21 protein-coding genes are annotated in these 21701 nt (G+C 65.7%); 12 read left to right on the top strand and 9 right to left on the bottom strand.

Going from position 1 to position 21701, the window contains the following annotated elements:
• Nucleotides 1-18: 18 nt before the first annotated feature.
• The 3 genes from FW760_RS05435 to FW760_RS05425 all read right to left on the bottom strand — a co-directional run bounded on the left by FW760_RS05435 (nt 19) and on the right by FW760_RS05425 (nt 2712).
• Nucleotides 19-993 carry a serine/threonine protein kinase gene (locus FW760_RS05435; RefSeq protein ID WP_446443684.1) on the bottom strand — a complete coding sequence of 325 codons (975 nt, stop codon included), beginning with the start codon at nt 991-993 and terminating at the stop codon, nt 19-21.
• Nucleotides 994-1159: 166 nt separating this feature from the next.
• Nucleotides 1160-1915 (bottom strand): TOBE domain-containing protein, encoded by a 756-nt coding sequence (locus FW760_RS05430; RefSeq protein WP_415377906.1) that lies wholly within the window; start codon nt 1913-1915, stop codon nt 1160-1162.
• Between the two features lie 59 nt (nt 1916-1974).
• Nucleotides 1975-2712 carry a ComF family protein gene (locus FW760_RS05425; protein WP_058541819.1) on the bottom strand — a complete coding sequence of 246 codons (738 nt, stop codon included), beginning with the start codon at nt 2710-2712 and terminating at the stop codon, nt 1975-1977.
• 89 nt (nt 2713-2801) lie between these two features.
• Between FW760_RS05425 and bioB the strand changes: the two genes are divergently transcribed.
• The 9 genes from bioB to FW760_RS05380 all read left to right on the top strand — a co-directional run bounded on the left by bioB (nt 2802) and on the right by FW760_RS05380 (nt 13136).
• Nucleotides 2802-3860, top strand: a complete 1059-nt coding sequence (gene bioB / locus FW760_RS05420) for a biotin synthase BioB (RefSeq protein WP_043863678.1) — start codon at nt 2802-2804, stop codon at nt 3858-3860.
• Between the two features lie 7 nt (nt 3861-3867).
• Nucleotides 3868-5040 (top strand): 8-amino-7-oxononanoate synthase, encoded by a 1173-nt coding sequence (gene bioF / locus FW760_RS05415; protein WP_255001554.1) that lies wholly within the window; start codon nt 3868-3870, stop codon nt 5038-5040.
• Nucleotides 5033-5764, top strand: coding sequence for an alpha/beta fold hydrolase (locus FW760_RS05410; protein ID WP_043863680.1), 732 nt, complete (start codon nt 5033-5035; stop codon nt 5762-5764). The genes bioF and FW760_RS05410 overlap by 8 nt, the downstream gene beginning before the upstream one ends.
• A complete protein-coding gene (bioC, locus tag FW760_RS05405) occupies nt 5757-6581 on the top strand; it encodes a malonyl-ACP O-methyltransferase BioC (protein ID WP_058541821.1) in 825 nt (274 codons plus the stop codon). The genes FW760_RS05410 and bioC overlap by 8 nt, the downstream gene beginning before the upstream one ends.
• A 1-nt stretch (nt 6582) precedes the next feature.
• Nucleotides 6583-7263 carry a dethiobiotin synthase gene (gene bioD, locus FW760_RS05400; RefSeq protein ID WP_043863682.1) on the top strand — a complete coding sequence of 227 codons (681 nt, stop codon included), beginning with the start codon at nt 6583-6585 and terminating at the stop codon, nt 7261-7263.
• Nucleotides 7264-7382: 119 nt separating this feature from the next.
• Nucleotides 7383-7679 carry a hypothetical protein gene (locus tag FW760_RS05395; protein WP_043863683.1) on the top strand — a complete coding sequence of 99 codons (297 nt, stop codon included), beginning with the start codon at nt 7383-7385 and terminating at the stop codon, nt 7677-7679.
• A 268-nt stretch (nt 7680-7947) separates the two neighbouring features.
• On the top strand, nt 7948-9753 hold the full coding sequence (locus FW760_RS05390) for a phenylacyl-CoA dehydrogenase (RefSeq protein WP_446443683.1): 1806 nt from the start codon (nt 7948-7950) through the stop codon (nt 9751-9753).
• Between the two features lie 198 nt (nt 9754-9951).
• Entirely contained in the window at nt 9952-11235 is a 1284-nt protein-coding gene (locus FW760_RS05385; protein ID WP_043863685.1) for a GGDEF domain-containing protein, read from the top strand.
• Nucleotides 11236-11357: 122 nt separating this feature from the next.
• Entirely contained in the window at nt 11358-13136 is a 1779-nt protein-coding gene (locus tag FW760_RS05380) for an acyl-CoA dehydrogenase C-terminal domain-containing protein (protein ID WP_054915975.1), read from the top strand.
• Nucleotides 13137-13365: 229 nt separating this feature from the next.
• On the opposite strand, the gene FW760_RS05375 is transcribed toward FW760_RS05380, so the two are convergent.
• A complete protein-coding gene (locus FW760_RS05375) occupies nt 13366-14286 on the bottom strand; it encodes a LysR family transcriptional regulator (RefSeq protein WP_043863687.1) in 921 nt (306 codons plus the stop codon).
• Between the two features lie 102 nt (nt 14287-14388).
• Between FW760_RS05375 and FW760_RS05370 the strand changes: the two genes are divergently transcribed.
• The 3 genes from FW760_RS05370 to FW760_RS05360 all read left to right on the top strand — a co-directional run bounded on the left by FW760_RS05370 (nt 14389) and on the right by FW760_RS05360 (nt 16677).
• Complete coding sequence (locus FW760_RS05370; protein WP_043863688.1) at nt 14389-15087, top strand: MOSC domain-containing protein; 699 nt, start codon at nt 14389-14391, stop codon at nt 15085-15087.
• Nucleotides 15084-16355 carry an aspartate aminotransferase family protein gene (locus FW760_RS05365; protein WP_043863689.1) on the top strand — a complete coding sequence of 424 codons (1272 nt, stop codon included), beginning with the start codon at nt 15084-15086 and terminating at the stop codon, nt 16353-16355. Before FW760_RS05370 ends, FW760_RS05365 begins: the two co-directional genes overlap by 4 nt.
• Before the next feature lie 163 nt (nt 16356-16518).
• Entirely contained in the window at nt 16519-16677 is a 159-nt protein-coding gene (locus FW760_RS05360) for a YqaE/Pmp3 family membrane protein (protein ID WP_011063854.1), read from the top strand.
• A gap of 88 nt (nt 16678-16765) precedes the next feature.
• On the opposite strand, the gene FW760_RS05355 is transcribed toward FW760_RS05360, so the two are convergent.
• Genes FW760_RS05355 through pqqB form a run of 5 tightly spaced genes read right to left on the bottom strand, consistent with a single transcriptional unit; the run spans nt 16766 to nt 21637 of the window.
• Entirely contained in the window at nt 16766-18592 is a 1827-nt protein-coding gene (locus tag FW760_RS05355) for a S9 family peptidase (RefSeq protein WP_446443682.1), read from the bottom strand.
• Nucleotides 18558-19718: a pyrroloquinoline quinone biosynthesis protein PqqE gene (gene pqqE, locus FW760_RS05350; RefSeq protein ID WP_446443681.1), complete on the bottom strand. Its 1161-nt coding sequence runs from the start codon at nt 19716-19718 to the stop codon at nt 18558-18560. Before pqqE ends, FW760_RS05355 begins: the two co-directional genes overlap by 35 nt.
• Nucleotides 19690-19965 carry a pyrroloquinoline quinone biosynthesis peptide chaperone PqqD gene (pqqD, locus tag FW760_RS05345; RefSeq protein ID WP_043863692.1) on the bottom strand — a complete coding sequence of 92 codons (276 nt, stop codon included), beginning with the start codon at nt 19963-19965 and terminating at the stop codon, nt 19690-19692. Before pqqD ends, pqqE begins: the two co-directional genes overlap by 29 nt.
• Complete coding sequence (gene pqqC, locus FW760_RS05340) at nt 19962-20717, bottom strand: pyrroloquinoline-quinone synthase PqqC (RefSeq protein WP_054915971.1); 756 nt, start codon at nt 20715-20717, stop codon at nt 19962-19964. Before pqqC ends, pqqD begins: the two co-directional genes overlap by 4 nt.
• An 8-nt stretch (nt 20718-20725) precedes the next feature.
• A complete protein-coding gene (pqqB, locus tag FW760_RS05335) occupies nt 20726-21637 on the bottom strand; it encodes a pyrroloquinoline quinone biosynthesis protein PqqB (RefSeq protein WP_078480867.1) in 912 nt (303 codons plus the stop codon).
• Between the last annotated feature and the right edge of the window lie 64 nt (nt 21638-21701).

Genomic DNA, 21701 nt, shown 5'->3' with positions numbered 1-21701 from the left:
ACAGACTGGCAGCAGGTTCTAGAACAATTTCAGCGGCTCTTCGGCCAGTGCGGCGGTCTGCTCACGCAGGGCCAGGACCTGGTCGCCCCAGTAGCGTTCGCTGCCAAACCACGGGAAGCTGCGCGGGAACGCCGGGTCGTCCCAGCGGCGCGCCAGCCAGGCGCTGTAGTGCAGCTGGCGCAGGGCGCGCAATGGTTCGATCAGGGCCAGTTCGCGGGGGTCGAAATCGTGGAACTCGTTGTAGCCATCCATCAGTTCGGCCAGCTGGCCCAGGCGCTCGTGACGATCGCCGGCGAGCATCATCCACAGGTCCTGCACGGCGGGGCCCATGCGGCAGTCGTCCAGGTCGACGATGTGGAACACCTCGTCGCGGCACATCATGTTGCCGGGGTGGCAGTCGCCGTGCAGGCGGATGCTCTTGTATGGGGTGCGGGCGTAGGCGTCCTCCACGCGCTTGAGCAGGTCGCGGGCCACCGACTCGTAGGCCGGCAGCAGGCTGCGCGGCACGAAGTTGCCTTCGAGCAGGGTGGCGAGGGAGGCGTGACCGAAGTTGGCCACGCCCAGCGCTTCACGGTGTTCGAACGGGCGCGTGGCACCGACCGAGTGCAGGCGACCGAGCAACTGGCCGAGGCGGTACAGCTGGTCGAGGTTGCCCGGCTCCGGCGCGCGGCCGCCACGGCGCGGGAACAGTGTGAAGCGAAAGCCTGCATGCTCGAACAGGCTCTGGCCGTTGTGCACCAGCGGGGCGACCACGGGGACTTCGCAGTCGGCCAGTTCGGCGGTGAAGGCGTGCTCCTCGAGAATCGCCGCGTTGCTCCAGCGGCCGGGGCGATAGAACTTGGCGATCAGCGGTTCGGCGTCTTCGATGCCCACCTGGTAGACACGGTTCTCGTAGCTGTTGAGTGCCAGAACACGAGCGTCGCTGAGAAAGTCGATGCTTTCGACAGCGTCCAGGACCAGGTCGGGGGTAAGGGTATCGAAGGGGTGTGACATGGGAACTCCTGCAGCGCGACGGGTGGCCGGGCGTATGAGAGCCATGGTACAGCACCCCGGGGACGCTGCATGCCCCATCGCGGGTCAAGCCCGCTCCCACAAGGAAATCGCTGAACCTGTGGGAGCGGGCTTGACCCGCGATGGGCTGTGCTGCAGCCCCAATAATCTAGAGCGGCGTACCCAGCAGCACATACGCCGGCGAGAACCGCACTGCCACTTCACTGCCTACCGCCACCCGGTTGTCCAGCAGCCACTGCGGCTCGGCAAATGCGCACAGCGTCTGGCCGTTGCTCAGGCTCAGGCGCACCTCGGTAGTCCCTTGCGGGTCATCGATCAGTTCCTGTACCACGGCGCTCAACTGGTTGACCTGCGCCGGCCCGGGCATCGCCACCTCCAGCCAGCCGGCCTTGATCAGCGCCACCACCGGCGTGCCCGGTTCCAGCTCCAGGCGCAAGGTGCTGTCATGAGTGATCTGCGCCTCGATGCGCAGCCCCCCGGCCAGGGTCAGATCCACGGTGTCGATGCGGCCCTGCGCGCGAATGGCGCTGACCCGCCCATGCAACTGATTGCGCGCACTGGTGCGCAGCATCAGGCGCCCGAGCAGGTCGAGATCGTCGGAGTCTTCGGCCGCTTCCAGCACCTGCGCCTGCAACAGTTGCAGCTTCTGGTACAGGCGCAACACCCGCTGCCCCTCCAGCGACAGTTTCGCCCCACCGCCCCCGCGCCCGCCCACGCTGCGTTCTACCAGCGGGCTGGCGGCCAGGTTGTTGAGCTCGTCGATGGCATCCCACGCGGCCTTGTAGCTGATGCCGGCGCTCTTGGCCGCCCGGGTGATCGACCCCTGCTCGGCGATGTGGGCAAGCAGGGCGATGCGTTGCGGGCGACGGACGATATGTTGGGTCAACAGGGCAGGCAGGGACATGGGCGGGCACGCAGTCGGGGCAGGGATGGCCCAGAAAGTGCCCGCCGCCCCGGCGCAAGTCAAGCGCCGCCGGGCTTGGGCGTGCGTGCCAGGCAGTATACGTCCACCCGCGTGGCACCCGCCGCCCGCAACAGGCTGGCCAATGCCTGCGCAGTGGCGCCGGTGGTGAGCACATCGTCGACGATCGCCACATGCTGCCCCCTGATCGCCGCCGAATCGGCCAGGGCAAAGGCGTGGCGCAGGTTGCGCTTGCGCGCCTTGGCCGTCAGCCCCTGCTGGGCCGCCGTTTCTTGCGGGCGTTGGAGCAGACGTGGCTCGCAGGCGATCTCCAACTGCCCGGCCAACCACTGGGCAAGCATCGCAGCCTGGTTGAAGCCGCGTTCGCGCAGGCGCCGGCGCGCCAGCGGTACCGGCAACAGCAGGCCGGGCCGCGGCAGGTCTTCGGCAAAGCGGTAGGCAAGCCAGTTGCCCAGCAGTTGCGCCAGCAATCGGCCCAGCGGCCACTGGCGCTGGTGCTTGAAGCGGGTGATCAGTGCATCCACGGGGAAGCCGTAGTGCCAGGGCGCCTCGACCCGGGTGAAGGCGGGTGGGCGGCGGCTGCACTGGCCGCAGGTCAGGCCCCGCATCGGCAAGGGCAGCGCGCAGGTTCGACAGCATTCTTCCAGCCAGGGCAGTTCGGCCTCGCAGGCCACGCAAATGGGGTGTGACTGCTGGGCAGGTTCATCGCACAGCAAACACGTTTGGTTGATATTTAGCCAGTTGTAAACCAGTTGTTTAAGGTGTGGTTGACAGTGCATGGCGCTTCCTTAACTATGCGAGCTATCCGTGATGCGCTGGCGGGCTTTCCTGTCCCGGCGCCAGTACAAGCCTAAACAAGGAAACACCCATGAGCGCCAGCACAACTGCAACGCTTCGTCACGACTGGTCCCTGGCCGAAGTCAAAGCACTGTTCCAGCTACCGTTCAACGACCTGCTGTTTCAGGCGCAGACCGTTCACCGCGCGCATTTCGACGCCAACCGCGTTCAGGTCTCGACCCTGCTGTCGATCAAGACCGGCGCCTGCCCGGAAGATTGCAAATATTGTCCGCAGTCCGGCCACTACAACACCGGCCTGGAAAAACAGAAGCTGATGGAGGTGCAGAAGGTGCTGGAGGAGGCCGCCCGGGCCAAGGCCATCGGCTCCACGCGCTTCTGCATGGGCGCGGCGTGGAAGCACCCGTCGGCCAAGGACATGCCCTACGTGCTGCAGATGGTCAAAGGGGTCAAGGCCCTGGGCCTGGAAACCTGCATGACCCTGGGCAAGCTCGACCAGGAGCAGACCGTGGCCCTGGCCCAGGCCGGCCTGGACTACTACAACCACAACCTGGACACCTCGCCGGAGTTCTACGGCAGCATCATCACCACCCGCACCTACGGCGAGCGCCTGCAGACCCTGGCCTATGTGCGCGATGCCGGGATGAAGATCTGTTCGGGGGGGATCCTGGGCATGGGCGAATCGCTGGACGACCGCGCCGGGCTGCTGATCCAGCTGGCCAACCTCCCGGAGCACCCCGAATCGGTGCCGATCAACATGCTGGTGAAGGTGGCGGGCACGCCGCTCGAGAATGCCGAAGACGTCGACCCGTTCGACTTCATCCGCATGCTGGCAGTGGCGCGCATCCTCATGCCGCAGTCCCATGTGCGCCTGTCGGCCGGGCGCGAGGCGATGAACGAACAGATGCAGGCACTGGCCTTCTTCGCCGGGGCCAACTCGATCTTCTACGGCGAGAAGCTGCTGACCACCGCCAACCCGCAGGCCGACAAGGACATGCAACTGTTCGCGCGCCTGGGCATCCAGCCTGAAGCGCGCGAAGAGCACGCCGACGAGGTGCACCAGGCGGCCATCGAGCAGGCGCTGATCGAGCAGAAGAGCAGCGAGCTGTTCTACGACGCCGCCTCCGCCTGAGGTCGCCATGAGCTTTGATCTGAGTGCGCGCCTGGAACAACGGCGCGCTGCGGCGCTGTATCGCCAGCGACCCCTGCTGCAGAGCCCGCAGGGGCCGCAGGTGATGGTGGACGGCACGCCGTTGCTGGCGTTTTGCAGCAACGACTACCTGGGCCTGGCCAACCACCCCGAGGTGATCGACGCCTGGCGTGCCGGCGCTGAGCGCTGGGGCGTGGGCGGCGGGGCGTCGCACCTGGTGATCGGCCACAGCTCGCCGCACCATGAACTGGAACTGGCCCTGGCCGAGTTTACCGGTCGCCCGCGCGCGCTGCTGTTCACCACCGGCTACCTGGCCAACCTGGGTGCGTTGACCGCGCTGGTGGGGCAGGGCGACAGCGTGCTGCAGGATCGCCTCAACCATGCTTCGCTGCTGGATGGCGGGTTGCTCAGTGGTGCGCGCTTCAGCCGCTACCTGCACAACGATGCCGACAGCCTCGGCAAGCGCCTGGACAAGGCCACCGGCAATGCGCTGGTGGTCACCGATGGCGTGTTCAGCATGGATGGCGACATCGCCGACCTGCCGGCGCTGGCTGCCCAGACGCAGGCCAGGGGCGCCTGGCTGATGGTCGACGATGCCCATGGCTTCGGCACCCTGGGCCGCCACGGCGGTGGCGTGGTGGAGCATTTCGGCCTGGACATGGGGCAGGTACCGGTGCTGGTCGGCACCCTGGGCAAGGCCTTCGGTACCGCCGGTGCGTTCGTCGCCGGCAGTGAGGAACTGATCGAGTGCCTGATCCAGTTCGCCCGCCCGTACATCTATACCACCAGCCAGCCACCGGCCCTGGCCTGCGCCACGCTCAGGAGCCTGCAACTGCTGCGTGACGAGCACTGGCGCCGCGAGCACCTGGCGGCGCTGATCCGCCAGTTCCGTCAGGGCGCCGAGCAGATCGGCCTGCACCTGATGGACAGTTTCACGCCGATCCAGCCGATTCTGATCGGCGATGCCGCAAGGGCCATGCGGCTGTCGGCGATGTTGCGCGAGCGCGGGCTGATGGTCACGGCGATCCGTCCACCGACGGTGCCGGCCGGCAGTGCCCGGCTGCGCGTGACCCTGACCGCCGCCCACAGCGCCGCGCAGGTACAGCTATTGTTGAATGCATTGGCCGAGTGCCATTCGCTGCTGGAGCCTGCTGATGCGTGATCGACTGATTCTGTTGCCGGGCTGGGGCCTGGGTACCGCTGCACTGGAGCCGCTGGCCGCGAGCTTGCGCGCCCTGGATGCCAAGCTGCATGTGGAGCTGGTGCCTCTGCCGGAGCTGGATGGCAGTGACGTGCCTGTATGGCTGGATCACCTGGACCGCACGCTGCCTACCGACACCTGGCTGGGAGGCTGGTCGCTGGGCGGCATGCTCGCCGCCGAGCTGGCGGCGCGACGCGGCGATCACTGCTGTGGGCTGGTGACGCTGGGCAGCAACGCCAGCTTCGTGGCCCGTGCGGACTGGCCCCATGGCATGCCGACCGACACCTTCAATACCTTTCTCGACGGTTGCCGTAGCCATACGCAAGTGACGCTCAAGCGCTTCAAGTCGCTGTGCAGCCAGGGCGCCCAGGCGCCGCGCAGCCTGGCGCGGTTGCTGGAGGTGGGGGTGCCGGCAACCGACCCGCTGTACCTGGCCACGGGCCTGGAGGTATTGCGGCAACTCGATACCCGGGCTGCGCTGAGCAACTTCGGCGGCCCGCAGTTGCACCTGTTCGCAGGCAGCGACGCGCTGGTGCCGGTCGAGGCGGCCAAGGCGCTGTTCGAACTGCTTCAGGACGTCGAGGTGGGCATTGTCGAGGACAGCGCCCACGCCTTCCTGCTGGAGCACGCCCAGGCGTTGGCGACCTTTATCAAGACCTTCCTGCACGAGAGTGGCGATGACTGATCTTTCCCTGCCCAGGCTGCCCGGCGCCTTGCCCGACAAGCGCCAGGTGGCGGCCTCGTTTTCCCGTGCTGCGGCCAGCTACGACAGTGTCGCCGCGTTGCAGCGGGCGGTGGGCGCTCATCTGCTGGCGCAGCTGCCCGCCGAGTTGCAACCGCGTTGCTGGATCGATCTGGGCAGTGGCACCGGGCATTTCAGCCGGCACTTGCAGCAACGTTATCCACAAGGGCTGGGTGTGGCGGTGGATATCGCCGAAGGCATGCTGCTGCATGCCCGTGAGCTGGGGGGCGCGCATTACCATGTGGCGGGCGATGCCGAGCGTCTGCCGCTGCGTGATGGCAGCGCCGGGCTGATCTTCTCCAGCCTGGCGGTGCAGTGGTGCGCCGACCTGGCTGCGGTACTGCGTGAAGCGCAGCGGGTTCTGCAGCCTGGGGGCGTGCTGGCGTTCGCCAGCCTGTGCGTGGGCACGCTGTTCGAGCTGCGTGAAAGCTGGCAGGCGGTGGACGGGCTGGTGCACGTCAATCGCTTCCGCCCTCTGGCGGACTACCAGCGTCTGTGTGCCGACAGCGGGCTGCAGGTGCTCGGGCTGGAGGCCCGGCCCCATGTACTGCATTACCCCGATGTGCGCAGCCTGACCCATGAGCTCAAGGCGCTGGGCGCACACAACCTCAACCCCGGTCGCCCCGCCGGCCTGACCGGCAGGGCACGCATGCAGGGCCTGCTGCAGGCCTACGAGCGCTTTCGCCAGCCGCAGGGACTGCCCGCCACCTATCAGGTAGTCTATGCGGTACTGCACAAGCCGCAGCACCAGGGGGATTGAGATGCATGCTGCCTATTTCATCGCCGGCACCGATACCGATGTGGGCAAGACCACCATTGCCGCCGGCCTGCTGCATGCGGCACGTCTGGCCGGCCTGAGTACCCTTGGGGCCAAGCCGGTAGCGTCGGGCTGCGAGGTGACCCCCAAGGGCCTGCGCAACGCCGATGCACTGGCCCTGATCGCGCAAAGCAGCCTCACGCTGCCCTATGCGCAGCTCAACCCTTTTGCCTTCGAGCCCGCCATCGCCCCGCACCTGGCGGCCCGCGAGGCGGGTGTTGCGCTGAGCGTGCAGGCGTTGCTGGCGCCGATGCGCACGGTGCTGGCGCACAACGCCGATTTCACCCTGATCGAAGGGGCGGGTGGCTGGCGGGTGCCGTTGTCCGATCAGGCCAATCTGTCGGACCTGGCGATTGCCCTCAAGCTGCCGGTGATCCTGGTGGTAGGCGTGCGCCTGGGTTGCATCAACCATGCGCTGCTCAGTGCCGAGGCGATTGCCCGCGATGGCCTGCAACTGGCCGGCTGGGTGGCGAACATCATCGAGCCGCGCACCTCGCGCCTGGAGGAGAACCTGGCTTCGCTTGCCGAACGCCTGCCGGCCCCCTGCCTGGGCCGGGTGCCAAAACTCAAGGTGGCCAGCGCCGAGGCGGTGGCCGCATACCTGCAGCTGGATTTGCTCGACTAGGCTGAGTCTATTGAAGGGCACTGTGCCATTAGTGTTTTTGACGGGCCTTTTGCCGGGTTGTCTGCTTCAATAGGGGCCATTGATGTCATCTGTGCCTTCCGTCACCTGGAGAGTTTGAAATGGAAATCTCGGGCAGTTCCGCATTCTATGCCGGCCTGGGCGCCATTCAGAGCGGCCAGAACCGCGTCGATCAGGCCGCCAGCCAGATCGCCAACACCACTGTCGAACGTGCTGCCACCAGCCAGTCCAGCGACTACCAGGCCGAACGCCTGCGCTCGGTCGACCGCAGCCAGCAGATGGACCTGGCCACCAGCACCGTCGAACTTGCCCTGGGCAAGCATCAGGTCGAGCTGGGTGTCAAAGTGGCCAAGGCCTCCGACGAAATGCTCGGCACGCTGATCGATACCTACGCCTGAGCCAGCCGGCCCTCGCATCTTCCCGGTTTTACCCCTACATCCTGACTCGACGCCCTGGCCCAAGGCCGGGCGCCTTGTCGTGCCTGCGTTCTGGCGAGCGGGGCCGGAGCGTAGCCTGCCATGGCAGAAATGCCCTCATGGGGGTGCTTGACAAGGTTTCAGCGTAAACGTATGTTTCAAACAACTGTTTGACCGAAAGCCGCCTAGAGCTGGTCGGTGTATGTCGCGGTCTCCCTATTCAAGGATCCATCAGCAGAGGTTCATCGCTATGCCTGATTACAAAGCCCCCTTGCGTGATATTCGTTTCGTTCGCGATGAACTGCTGGGCTACGAAGCGCACTATCAGAGCCTGCCGGCTTGCCAGGACGCCACCCCCGACATGGTCGATGCGATCCTCGAGGAAGGCGCCAAGTTTTGTGAACAGGTACTGGCCCCGCTGAACCGTGTGGGCGACCTGGAAGGCTGCACCTGGAGCGAGTCGGGCGTTAAGACCCCCACCGGCTTCAAGGAAGCCTACAAGCAGTTCGTCGAAGGCGGCTGGCCGAGCCTGGCCCATGACGTCGATCACGGCGGCCAGGGTCTGCCCGAGTCGCTGGGCCTGGCGGTCAGCGAAATGGTCGGCGAGTCGAACTGGTCGTGGGGCATGTACCCGGGCCTGTCGCACGGCGCGATGAACACCATCTCCGAGCACGGCACCGCCGATCAGCAGAACACCTACCTGACCAAGCTGGTATCCGGCGAATGGACCGGCACCATGTGCCTGACCGAACCGCACTGCGGTACCGACCTGGGCATGCTGCGCACCAAGGCCGAACCTCAGGCCGACGGTTCCTACAAGGTCACCGGCACCAAGATCTTCATCTCGGCCGGTGAACACGACATGGCCGACAATATCGTGCACATCGTGCTGGCGCGCCTGCCCGATGCACCGGCCGGCACCAAAGGCATCTCGCTGTTCATCGTGCCCAAGTTCCTGCCGACCGCCGAAGGCGGTGTGGGCGAGCGCAACGCCGTTTCCTGTGGCTCCATCGAACACAAGATGGGCATCCACGGCAACGCCACCTGCGTGATGAACTTCGACGCCGCCACCGGCTACCTGATCGGCCCGGCCAACAAGGGTCTGAACTGCATGTTCACCTTCATGAACACCGCTCGCCTGGGTACCGCGCTGCAAGGCCTGGCCCACGCCGAAGTGGCGTTCCAGGGTGGCCTGAAGTATGCCCGCGACCGCCTGCAGATGCGTTCGCTGACCGGCCCCAAGGCGCCGGACAAGGCGGCTGACCCGATCATCGTCCACCCGGACGTGCGTCGCATGCTGCTGACCATGAAAGCCTTCGCCGAAGGCAACCGCGCGATGGTGTACTTCACCGCCAAGCAGGTCGACATCGTCAAGTACAGCCAGGACGAAGAAGAGAAGAAGAAGGCCGACGCACTGCTGGCCTTCATGACCCCGATCGCCAAGGCGTTCATGACCGAAGTCGGCTTCGAGTCGGCCAACCACGGCGTGCAGATCTATGGCGGCCACGGCTTCATCGCCGAGTGGGGCATGGAGCAGAACGTTCGCGACAGCCGCATCTCGATGCTGTACGAAGGCACCACCGGCATCCAGGCGCTGGACCTGCTGGGCCGCAAGGTGCTGATGACCCAGGGCGAGGCGCTCAAGGGCTTCACCAAGATCGTGCACAAGTTCGTCCAGAACAACGAAGGCAACGAGGCCATCAGCGAGTTCGTCGCGCCATTGGCCAAGTTGAACAAGGAGTGGGGCGAACTGACCATGAAGGTCGGCATGGCCGCGATGAAGGACCGCGAAGAAGTCGGTGCCGCCTCGGTGGACTACCTGATGTACTCCGGTTACGCCTGCCTGGCCTACTTCTGGGCCGACATGGCGCGCCTGGCCGCCGAGAAACTGGCTGCCGGCACCAGCGAAGAGGCGTTCTACACCGCCAAGCTGCAGACCGCGCGCTTCTACTTCCAGCGCATCCTGCCGCGGACCCGCACGCATGTGGAAACCATGCTGTCGGGCGCGAGCAACCTGATGGACATGAACGAAGAGCACTTCGGCCTCTCGTACTGAGTCATCGCCTGAAGCAAGAAAGCCCGCCCTTACCGGCGGGTTTTTTTATGCGCCAGTCAGAACCTGAAACGAATACGTGCTAAGCCCTGCTCCTACCCTGCCGTTACAAGTGCTGCCGGCATATTCATCTATTCATGTGCGCTGCCGACACATTAAAGGCACAATGCCATTACTTGATCTGCCGGGTCGGAGATTCCCTTGTTTCGTTTATCCGCTGTACGACTGAGCCATTTTCTGCCGTCACTGTTCCTGCTGGTGTCGGGGCTCGCCGCTGCTTATGTCAGAGACCTCAACGTCTTCTTCACCTCGCTGTTCAACGTGCTGCCAACCCTGGTGCTGCTGCTGGGCGGGGCCTACTGCACGGTCTACCGCCGTCAGCGTGAACTGTTCCTGATGGTCACGGTGTATATCGCCTACTTCCTGCTCGACACCCAGACCGACTACTACCGCGACAATGGCGTGGTGCGCCAGGACGCCGCCGTGGTGTTCCACCTGGTGTGCCTGTTGCTGCCGATCCTGTTTGCGCTGTACGGCGCCTGGCAGGAACGCACGCACCTGTTCCAGGACATGGTGGCGCGCTTTGCCGTGCTGCTGGCGGTCGGCAGCACGGCGCTGGGGCTGGAGCAGAGCTACCCGCAGGCGCTGCTCAACTGGCTCGCGGAAATCCGCTGGCCGGCGCTGCACGGTCAGTGGATGAGCCTGATCCAGCTGGCCTACCCGGTGTTCCTGCTCGCCTTCATCCTGCTGGTGGTGCAGTACCTGCGCGAACCGCGCCCGCTGCATGCGGCGCAGGTGATCGGTCTGATGGGAATCTTCTGGATGCTGCCGCAGACCTTCATCCTGCCCTTCACCCTGAACATCATGTGCAGCCAGGTGATGCTGATGATCGCCGCCGCGGTCTCCCACGAGGCCTACCAGATGGCGTTTCGTGACGAGCTCACCGGCCTGCCGGGGCGCCGCGCGCTCAACGAGCGCATGCAGCGTCTGGGGCGCAACTATGTGCTGGCGATGACCGACGTCGACCACTTCAAGAAATTCAACGATACCCACGGGCACGACGTGGGCGACCAGGTGCTGCGCCTGGTGGCCAGCAAACTGTCCAAGGTCACCGGCGGGGGCCGCGCCTACCGCTATGGCGGCGAGGAGTTCGCCCTGGTGTTCGCGGCCAAGACCATCGAGGAATGCCTGCCGCACCTGGAGGCGGTGCGCGAGGTGATCGCCAACTACAATATCCAGCTGCGCAACCAGGACAGCCGCCCCCAGGACGACCAGCAGGGGCGACAACGCCGTGGGGCGGCCGGGGCCAGCAGCGTGTCGGTGACCATCAGCATCGGTGCCGCCGAGCGCCTGCCCGAGCACCGCAGCCCCGATGAGGTGCTCAAGTCGGCCGACCAGGCGCTGTACAGTGCCAAGGGAGCGGGGCGTAACTGCACCATGACCTACGGCCACCAGAGCAAGCGTGGAGCGGTGCGCACGGCGTGACCAGAAGTGACCATATGGTCGCCAGATGACCCTATGTGTCACAAAAGTTGTTAGGTTACACTGGCTCGCAACTGTGTAGCGGCCCTGCGGGGCCGTCCCGACTCAAGGTGTGAGAGGTTGCCATGGCTGACTATAAAGCGCCCCTGCGCGATATGCGCTTCGTCCTCAACGAAGTCTTCGAAGTATCCCGGCTGTGGGCACAACTGCCCGGGCTGGCCGAGGCGGTCGACGAAGAAACCGCACTGGCGGTGCTCGAGGAAGCCGGCAAGGTCACCAGCCAGCGAATCGCTCCGCTGAGCCGCAGCGCCGACGAAGAGGGCTGCCATTGGGACAACGGCGCCGTGCGCACCCCGGCCGGCTTCATCGATGCCTACCGCACCTACGCCGATGGTGGCTGGGTGGGCGTGGGCGGCGACCCTGCCTATGGCGGCATGGGCATGCCCAAGGTGATCTCTGCCCAGGTCGAAGAAATGGTCAACTCCTCGAGCCTGGCCTTCGGCCTGTACCCGATGCTGACCGCCGGTGCCTGCCTGTCGATCAACGCCCATGCCAGCGAGGAGCTCAAGACGCGGTACCTGCCCAACATGTACGCCGGGGTCTGGGCCGGCTCCATGTGCCTGACCGAGCCCCACGCCGGAACCGACCTTGGCATCATCCGTACCCGCGCCGAGCCGCAGGCCGACGGCAGCTACAAGGTCACCGGCACCAAGATCTTCATCACCGGCGGCGAACACGACCTGACCGAGAACATCATCCACCTGGTGCTGGCCAAGCTGCCTGACGCCCCGGCCGGGCCCAAGGGCATCTCGCTGTTCCTGGTGCCCAAGTTCCTGGTCAACCCCGATGGCAGCCTGGGCGAGCGCAACCCGGCCACCTGTGGCTCCATCGAGCACAAGATGGGCATCCAGGCCTCGGCCACCTGCGTGATGAACTTCGACAGCGCCGTGGGCTACCTGGTCGGTGAGCCGAACAAGGGCCTGGCAGCGATGTTCACCATGATGAACTACGAGCGTCTGGGGGTCGGCATCCAGGGCCTGGCATCGGCCGAGCGTTCCTACCAGAACGCCATCGAATACGCCCGCGACCGCCTGCAGAGCCGTGCACCTACCGGGCCCCAGGCCAAGGACAAGACTGCCGACCCGATCATCGTGCACCCCGACGTGCGGCGCATGCTGCTGACCATGAAGGCACTGAACGAAGGCGGCCGGGCTTTCTCCACCTATGTTGCGATGCAGCTCGATACCGCCAAGTTCAGCGAAGACCGCGAGGCCCGCAAGCGCGCCGAAGACCTGGTGGCGCTGCTGACGCCGGTGTCCAAGGCGTTTCTCACCGACCTGGGCCTGGAAGTGACCGTGCATGGCCAGCAGGTGTTCGGCGGCCATGGCTACATTCGCGAGTGGGGCCAGGAGCAACTGGTGCGCGACGTGCGCATCACCCAGATCTACGAAGGCACCAACGGCATCCAGGCCCTGGACCTGATGGGCCGCAAGGTGGTGGGCAGCGGCGGGGCGTTCTACAAGCTGTTCGCCGACGAGATCCGCCATTTCATCGCCACCGCCGACACGGCGCTGGGCGAGTTCGTCAAACCGCTGGAGACGGCGCTGGACAGCCTCGACGACCTGACCGCCTGGGTGCTCGACCGCGCCAAGGCGAACCCCAACGAAATCGGCGCGGCGTCGGTGGAGTACCTGCACGCCTTTGGCTACACCGCCTATGCCTACATGTGGGCACTGATGGCCCGCACGGCCCTGGCCAAACAGGGTGAGGACGACTTCTACGCCAGCAAACTGGGCACCGCGCGCTTCTACTTCGCCCGCCTGCTGCCGCGTATTCACTCGCTCAGCGCTTCGGTGAAGGCGGGCAGCGAGTCGTTGTACCTGCTCGACGCGGAACAGTTTTGATCTGACGGCGTCATGTAAGCATTTGCTTACATGACGTGGTGACGTTTGGCCTCTTCCGTAAGATTGGATCCACAGCTAATCTTCACCTCATGGACGTCGCGCAGGATGCGCACAGTACATAACAGGGACACGGAAGGATTTCCTGCCAGGACGGCGGGACGAAAGGGATGTCAGGGAAACAGTCTGCAAAACCCCGCTTCGGCGGGGTTTTCTTTTGCCCGGGTTTTTTCTAGCCGAGCACATCCAGAGGTGAACCGCCGATCTGGCGAGGGTCGATCTCTTCCTCCAGCAGATTGCGCAGCAGCTCCACCGACGCCTGCTGGCGCTGCGCATCGCGAAACACCAGGCCTACCTTCAGTGGCACCCGCGGCTCGCTCAGCGGCTTCCAGAGCAGCTCTGGATCGTCCGTGGCGTCGCGCGCACGCCCCGGCAACACGGTTGCCAGCGAGGTATGCGCCAGGCTGTCGAGAATCCCGCCCATGTTGTTCATCTCGGCCTGCACCTGCGGGCGGCGCCCGAGGTTGGCCAGTTGCGCCTGCCAGATCTGGCGTACCTGGAACTCTTCGCCCAGCATCAGCATGGGCAGTTCGGCGGCCTGCTTGAGCGAGACCTTCTTGAATTCGCGCAGCGGGTGCGTGTGCGGGATCACCAGTTGCAGCTCGTCTTCGTACAGCAGCAGGCCGTGAAGGCCCGGCTGGCGCGGCGGCAGGTAGCTGATGCCGATGTCCAGGGTGCCGTTGAGCAGGCGCCGTTCGATCTCCAGCCCCGACAGTTCGTAGATCTGCACAACCAGGTGTGGTTGCGCCTTGCGCAGGCGGTCGAGCAGTTGCGGCACCAGGCTCGGCCGTACCGTCTGCAGCACGCCGATGGCCAGGGTACGCAAGGCCTGCCCGCGGAAGTTGCGCAACGCCTCGCGGGCGCGTTGCAGGCCGTCGAGCAGGGGCAGGGCGTGGTTGTACAGTGTGTGTGCGGCCAGGGTTGGCAACAGGCGCTTGTTGCCCCGTTCGAACAGGCTCACATCGAGGCTGTGTTCGAGCTGGCGGATCTGCTGCGACAGCGCTGGCTGCGACAGTGAAAGGCGTTCGGCGGCCCGGCCCACATGGCCTTCTTCGTACACCGCGACGAAATAACGCAGTTGGCGAAAATCCATAAGCAATACTTATCAAAAAAGCTCGAAAAACGAAATGGCCGAAGGCCCGCGAGAAGCCTAGTCTATCCCGTATTCACAAGGTTTACAGGGCCAGAAGGCGCGATGAATACCGTGTATGTGGATGGCGTTTACATAGGCAAGGCAAAAAATGTCGGTTATGGGTTACTCACCGATATCGATAAGGAACAGGTTGCAAGAAGGCTGTGGTTATGGCCACAGGGGCTGGGCAGCGACGAACACGGCGACCCGCGCTTCCATACCGGCCCCGAGCGGGCCTTGCACCACTATCCGGCCGAGCACTACGCCTGGTGGCGGCGACGTTATCCACAGATCGACTGGTGCGCGCCGGGTTTTGGCGAAAACCTCTCGACCCGCGGCCTTACCGAAGAGCACGTCTGCCTGGGCGACATGTTCCGCTGGGGCGGGGCGCTGCTGCAGGTCAGCCAGCCGCGCTCGCCGTGCTACCGCCTGAGCCATCGCTGGGGCTTGCCGAACCTGCCGCAACAGGCGCAGGACGCGCTGCGCTGCGGCTGGTTCTACCGGGTGCTCAAGCCTGGCTTCGTCAGCGCCGACGAGCCGTTCGAACTGATACAACGCAGCTATCCGGGCCTGACCGTGGCCTGGGCACTGCATACTTTTTACCGTGAACCTCTGGAGCATGCGGGTTTGAAAAAGCTGGTGGATTGTCCGGCCCTCTCGTCACGCTGGCGCGACATCGCGATCAAGCGCCTGCGCAGCGGCCAGGTCGAGGACTGGACCGCGCGCCTGCTTGGCCTGCCGCTGGAAGGGCTGCGCGCATGAACCTGTTCAATCTGCGTCGCCAGGCGGCGCGCGCTGCCGAGCAGGCACCGGCGCCGGTGGCACTGGCCCAGGCCGAGCAGCTGTCGCGGGAATGCCTGATGCCGGCCACCGAGCGTGCGCCACAGGTGTTCGTGCGCGGCCAGGGTTCATGGCTGTGGGACAACGAAGGCCGCGCCTATCTGGATTTCACCCAGGGTTGCGCGGTGAACAGCCTCGGGCACAGCCCCAAGGCGCTGGTGCAGGCACTGAGCAGCCAGGCCCAGGCATTGATCAACCCCGGCGCCGGCTTTCATAACCGTGGCCTGTTGAGCCTGGTCAACCGCCTGTGCCAGAGCACCGGCAGCGATCAGGCCTACCTGCTCAACAGTGGTGCCGAAGCCTGCGAAGGTGCGATCAAGCTGGCGCGCAAGTGGGGCCAGCTGCATCGCAATGGCGCCTACCACATCATCACTGCGCGCCAGAGCTGCCACGGGCGCAGCCTGGGGGCGCTGTCGGCCTCCGACCCGTCGGCGTGCAACCGCTGCGAGCCCGGCCTGCCGGGTTTCAGCAAGGTGCCATTCAACGATCTGGCCGCGCTGCATGCAGCAGTGGACTCGCGTACCGTGGCGATCATGCTCGAGCCGATCCAGGGCGAGGCCGGGGTGATCCCGGCCACCCAGCAGTACCTCAAGGGTGTCGAGCGCCTGTGCCGCGAACTGGGCATCCTGCTGATCCTGGATGAGGTGCAGACCGGCGTGGGCCGTTGCGGCGCGCTGCTGGCCGAGCAGACCTACGGTGTGCGCGCCGATATCATCACCCTGGGCAAGGGCCTGGGCGGCGGTGTGCCGCTGGCCGCCCTGCTGGCGCGGGGTACGGCCTGCTGCGCCGAGGCCGGCGAGCTGGAAGGCAGTCACCATGGCAATGCACTGATGAGTGCGGCGGGCCTGGCGATTCTCGATGCCGTGCTGGAGCCGGGCTTCATGGAGCAGGTGCAGGCGTCGGGGCGGCACCTGCGTGATGGCCTGAGCCACCTGGCGGGGCGTTATGGCCAGGGCGAGGTGCGCGGCCAGGGCTTGCTGTGGGGCCTGGAGCTGAGCGACGACTCGGCCGCGGCCCTGGTCAAGGCGGCGCTGCAGGAAGGGCTGCTGCTCAATGCGGCGCAGGCCAATGTGCTGCGCTTTTCGCCGGCGCTGACCGTCAGCCGCGGCAACATCGACGAAATGCTGCTGCGCCTGGCGCGTGCCTTTGCCCGTGTGCACACGGCGCAACTCAACCAGCGGCGTGCCTGACCCGGTAGCGCCGTACCGAATTCAACGAACCGTCTCGCGTTCCTGCGCATCGCCCCGGGCCTGATCCTTTTGGCCTGGGGCGTTTTTTTATGGGGGATGGCTATTTGAACCAGTGGGGGGTGCTTGCAGTCTGTAGTTAGGACTTTAGACAAGGAGCTGCCCGATGGACCTGATCCGAATTATCTTCGCCATTCTGTTGCCGCCGCTGGGCGTGTTCCTGCAGGTGGGTTTTGGTGGCGCCTTCTGGCTGAACATCCTGCTCACCTTGTGCGGTTACATTCCGGGGATCGTGCACGCGGTGTACATCATCGCCAAGCGCTAGACCGCGTCGCGGCCATCGCGGGTCCAGCCCGCTCCCACAAGGATCATCGAGACCTTTGTGGGAGCGGGCTTGACCCGCGATGGGGGCATCAAGACTGGCCCAGTACCTCCCGGTAGAACTTCCACTCTTCTTCCAGCGCATGCGCCAGGTTCGCTGCCGTCCGGAACCCGTGCCGCTCGGTCGGGTAGAAATGCCCTTCGGCACGCACCCCGTTGGCCTTCAGCGCCGTCAGCATCGAACGGGTCTGCTCCGGTACCACCACCGCATCCAGTTCGCCCTGGAAGAAAATCACCGGCACCTTGATCTGCGCGGCATGCAGCAGTGGTGTGCGCGCCTGATAACGCTGCACATCCTGCTGCGGGTCGCCGATCAGCCAGTCCAGGTAATCGCCTTCGAACTTGTGCGTGGCGCGCGTCAGCGCCAGCGGGTCGCTGACCCCGTACAGGCTCGCCCCGCCACGGAACACATTCTGGAACGCCAGCGCACACAGCGTGGTGTAGCCCCCGGCGCTGCCCCCGCGGATGAACGCCTGCGTCGGGTCGGTCAACCCTTGCCCGGCCAGGAAGTCGACCACCGCGCAGGCATCCTGCACGTCCACTTCGCCCCAGCGCAGGTGCAGGGCCTGGCGATAGGCGCGGCCATAGCCGCTGCTGCCACGGTAGTTGAGGTCGGCCACTGCAAAGCCGCGCTGGGTCCAGTACTGGATGCGCGGGTCGAGCACCGGGAAGCACGCCGAGGTCGGTCCGCCATGCACGAACACCACCAGCGGCGGCGCCTCGACACCATTCATGGCCGGGTAGAAGAAGGCGTGCGCCTGGGCATCGCCGCTGGGGTAGGTGATGCTGCGCGGCTGGCTGACCTGTTCGCTGGGCAAGGGCATCGCACCGCCGGCCAGCACCTGAACGGCATGGCTGTGGCGGTCGATGGCGATGACGGCGGGCGTGCTGATGGCAGAGGCGGCGATGGCATACAGGTACCGGTCGTCGATCTCCAGGCAGCGAAAGCGGGTGTAGACGTCACTGAAGTCTTCCAGGGTGCCATCGGCATGATGCACGCCCAGGCGGCTGAAGCCGCCCTCGAACCAGCTCGCCAGATACCCGCCGCCGTCCAGGGGCAGCCAGGTGCTGGCGCCCAGTTGCCACGGTGCGCCGGCATGGTCGGCGCGCTCGGCCGGCAGTGCTGCCCAGCCCTGCGGGGTTTCGCCCCAGGGTTGCCAGTAGCCGTCACGATCCGACAGGCAGTACAGGCAACCGTCGGCATCGAAGCGCGGCTGCTGCAGCGATTCCGGTTGCGCCTCGCTGCCGGCGATGCAGCGCGGCGCTTCCCAGGTGTGTGCATCGCGGCGTTCGGCGCACAGCAGGCGGGTGGAAGTCCAGGGTTGGTGCGGGCGGCTCCATTCGATCCAGGCCAGGCGCTGGCCGTCGGCGCTGAGGGTGGGAGCGGCATAGAAGTCGGCGCCTTCGGCCAGTACCGTGCGGGTGCCGGCGGCGATCGATACCAGCCGGTGCACATCGGCGTCTTCTTCAACCGCCAGCACCTGGCCGGCGCCCCAGCGCAGGTCACCGTAGCGGCACTGGCCGTGGGTCAGCGGCTGCGGCTGCCCGCCGCCGAGCCCCTGGCTGTAGAGCTGCTGGTCGGCTTCGTTGACGAACACCAGCCCGTCGTCGCTCAGGCAGAAACCGCCGCCGCCATACTCGTAGACGCGGCTGCGCACGCTGAAGCCGTCGGGGGTCAGGCAGCGGGCCTGGCCGTCACGCCACTGCCAGATGCGGCAACCGCCGTCCTGGGGGCGAAACTCGTTCCAGAACAGCCCCAGTGGGCTGCGCTTGAGTTCGGCGTAGTCGGTGCCGGCGGCAACCGCCTGTTGTGCGCTGAAACGCTCAGCCGCGGGCGATGAGACGGGAGTTTCGATCATTGCGGAAGGTCATCTGGTCGATGGTCTGGGTGGCGGTTTCGGCCTCCTCCCGAGCAGCGAGGATGATCCCGTGGTCCGCCGATTTGGCGCAAACCGGGTCGGCATTGCTGGCGTCGCCGGTCAGCATGAAGGCCTGGCAGCGGCAGCCGCCGAAGTCCTTTTCTTTCTCGTCGCAGGAGCGGCACGGCTCGGGCATCCAGTCGTAGCCGCGAAAACGGTTGAAGCCGAACGAGTCATACCATATGTGCTGCATGCTGTGTTCGCGCACGTTGGGGAATTGTACCGGCAACTGGCGTGCGCCATGGCACGGCAGTGCGGTGCCGTCCGGGGTGACGGTGAGGAAGATGCTGCCCCAGCCGTTCATGCAGCCCTTGGGCCGTTCTTCATAGTAGTCGGGGGTGACGAAGATCAGCTTGCACGGGTTGCCCGCAGCCTGCAGCTTCTCGCGGTATTCGTTGGTGATGCGTTCGGCGCGCTCCAGCTGCGCGCGGGTGGGCAGCAGGCCGGCGCGGTTGAGCTTGGCCCAGCCGTAGAACTGGCACGTGGCGAGCTCGACGAAGTCGGCTTCCAGGGCGATGCACAGCTCGATGATGCGGTCGATCTTGTCGATGTTGTGCCGGTGGGTGACGAAGTTCAGCACCATCGGGTAGCCGTGGGCCTTGACCGCGCGGGCCATCTCCAGCTTCTGCGCGAAGGCTTTCTTCGAGCCGGCCAGCAGGTTGTTGACCTGTTCGTCGCTGGCCTGGAAGCTGATCTGGATGTGGTCCAGCCCGGCGCGCTTGAAGTCGGCGATCTTCTGTTCGGTCAGGCCGATGCCGGAGGTGATCAGGTTGGTGTAGTAGCCCAGGCGGCGCCCCTCGCCGATCAGCTCGGCCAGGTCCTGGCGCACCAGTGGCTCGCCGCCGGAAAAGCCCAGTTGCGCGGCGCCCATTTCACGCGCCTCGGCCATCACCTTGAACCACTGCTCGGTGCTCAACTCCTTGCCCTGCTCGGCGAAGTCCAGCGGGTTGGAGCAGTACGGGCATTGCAGCGGGCAGCGGTAGGTCAGCTCGGCCAGCAGCCACAGCGGCAGGTCGACTGCGGGCTTGGCCGGTACCTCACTCAAGGACGATCCAGTGTTGCTCACGGGCGACCTCCATGAATTGCTCGATGTCGTCACCGAGTTCGGGTACACCGGGGAACTGAACGTCCAGCTCGGCAATGATCGCGGCCACATCGCGCTTGCCGTCGATCAGCCCGCCAATCAGCGCGGCGCTTTCGTTGAGCTTGATCATGCCTTCGGGGTAGAGCAGCACATGGCCCTTCTGCGCCGGTTCGTACTGGAAGCGGTAGCCGGGGCGCCAGTGCGGCGTCTTCGAACGGTCGAAACTCATAAGGTGATCCCCTTGTGCCACACCCGCTCGCTGGTGACGCTGTGGTAGGGCGGGCGGTTCAGTTCATAGGCCATGCTCATGGCGTCGAGCATGCTCCACAGAATATCGAGCTTGAACTGAAGAATCTCCAGCATGCGCTGTTGACCCTGCACCGTGGTGTAGTGCTGCAGGGTGATGCTCAGGCCATGCTCCACATCGCGCCGGGCCTGGCCCAGGCGGGTGCGGAAGTATTCGTAGCCGGCCGGGTCGATCCAGGGATAGTGCTGTGGCCAGCTGTCCAGGCGTGACTGGTGGATCTGCGGGGCGAACAGTTCGGTCAGCGAGCTGCTGGCCGCTTCCTGCCAGCTGGCACGGCGGGCGAAGTTGACGTAGGCGTCGACCGCGAAGCGCACGCCGGGCAGCACCAGCTCCTGCGAGCGTAGCTGGTCGGGGTCCAGGCCCACGGCCTGGCCCAGGCGCAGCCAGGCTTCGATGCCGCCGTCTTCGCCGGGGGCGCCGTCGTGGTCGAGCAGGCGCTGGATCCACTCACGGCGGATCTCGCGGTCCGGGCAGTTGGCCAGGATCGCCGCATCCTTCATCGGGATGTTGACCTGGTAGTAGAAGCGGTTGGCGACCCAGCCCTGGATCTGCTCGCGGCTGGCGCGGCCTTCATACATGGCCACGTGGTAGGGGTGATGGATGTGGTAGTAGGCGCCCTTGGCGCGCAAGGCCTGCTCGAACGCGGCGGGGGAAAGCGGTACGGCTTCGCTCATGGGGGCTCCTACAGCTCGATGCTCATGCCGTCGAAGGCCACTTCGACGTTGCGGCGGGCCAGTTCGGCGCGCTCGGCGGAGTCTTCATCGAGAATCGGGTTGGTGTTGTTGATGTGGATAAGTACCTTGCGCTGGTCGGGGAAGCCTTCGAGTACCTCGAGCATGCCGCCGGGGCCATTCTGTGCCAGGTGACCCATCTCGCGGCCCGTGCGGGTACCGACACCGCGGCGCTGCATCTCATCATCCTCCCACAGCGTGCCGTCGACCAGCAGGCAATCGGCGTCGTGCATCAGTTGCAGCAGCTTGTCGTCGAACTGGCCAAGGCCCGGGGCGTAGAACAGCTTGCCGCCGGTGCGCAGGTCTTCGACCATCAGCCCCAGGTTGTCGCCCGGGTGCGGGTCGAAGCGGTGCGGCGAGTAGGGCGGCGCGGCGCTGCGCAGCGGGAACGGGGTAAAGCGCAGGTTCGGGCACGCCTGGATCACGAAGCTGCCTTCGAGCTCGATGCGGTTCCACTGCAGGCCACCGTTCCAGTGGCTGAGCATGGTGAACAGAGGGAAGCCGGTGCTCAGGTCCTGGTGGACCATGTCGGTGCACCACACCTGGTGCGGGCAACCTTCGCGCAGGCTGAGCAGGCCGGTGGTGTGGTCGATCTGGCTGTCGAGCAGGATGATCGCGTTGATCCCGGTGTCGCGCAGGGCGCGGGCCGGCTGCATGGGGGCGAAGCCTTGCAGCTGCGCGCGGATGTCCGGCGAGGCGTTGCACAGCACCCAGTGCACCCCGTCGTCGGACAGTGCGATCGAGGACTGGGTGCGTGCGCTGGCGCGCAAGGTGCCGTCGCGAAAGCCCTTGCAGTTGTCGCAGTTGCAGTTCCACTGCGGGAAACCGCCGCCGGCGGCGGAACCTAGAATCTGGATGTACATGGCCACTCCTGCTGCGTCCAAAAATGAAAACGCCCCGGCTGACCGAGGCGTTGTACCGCAAGCA

This window comes from Pseudomonas sp. 1176_21, from assembly GCF_052850635.1.
The sequence above is the reverse complement of the archived record's forward strand: the minus strand, read 5'-3'. Positions and strand labels throughout refer to the sequence as shown.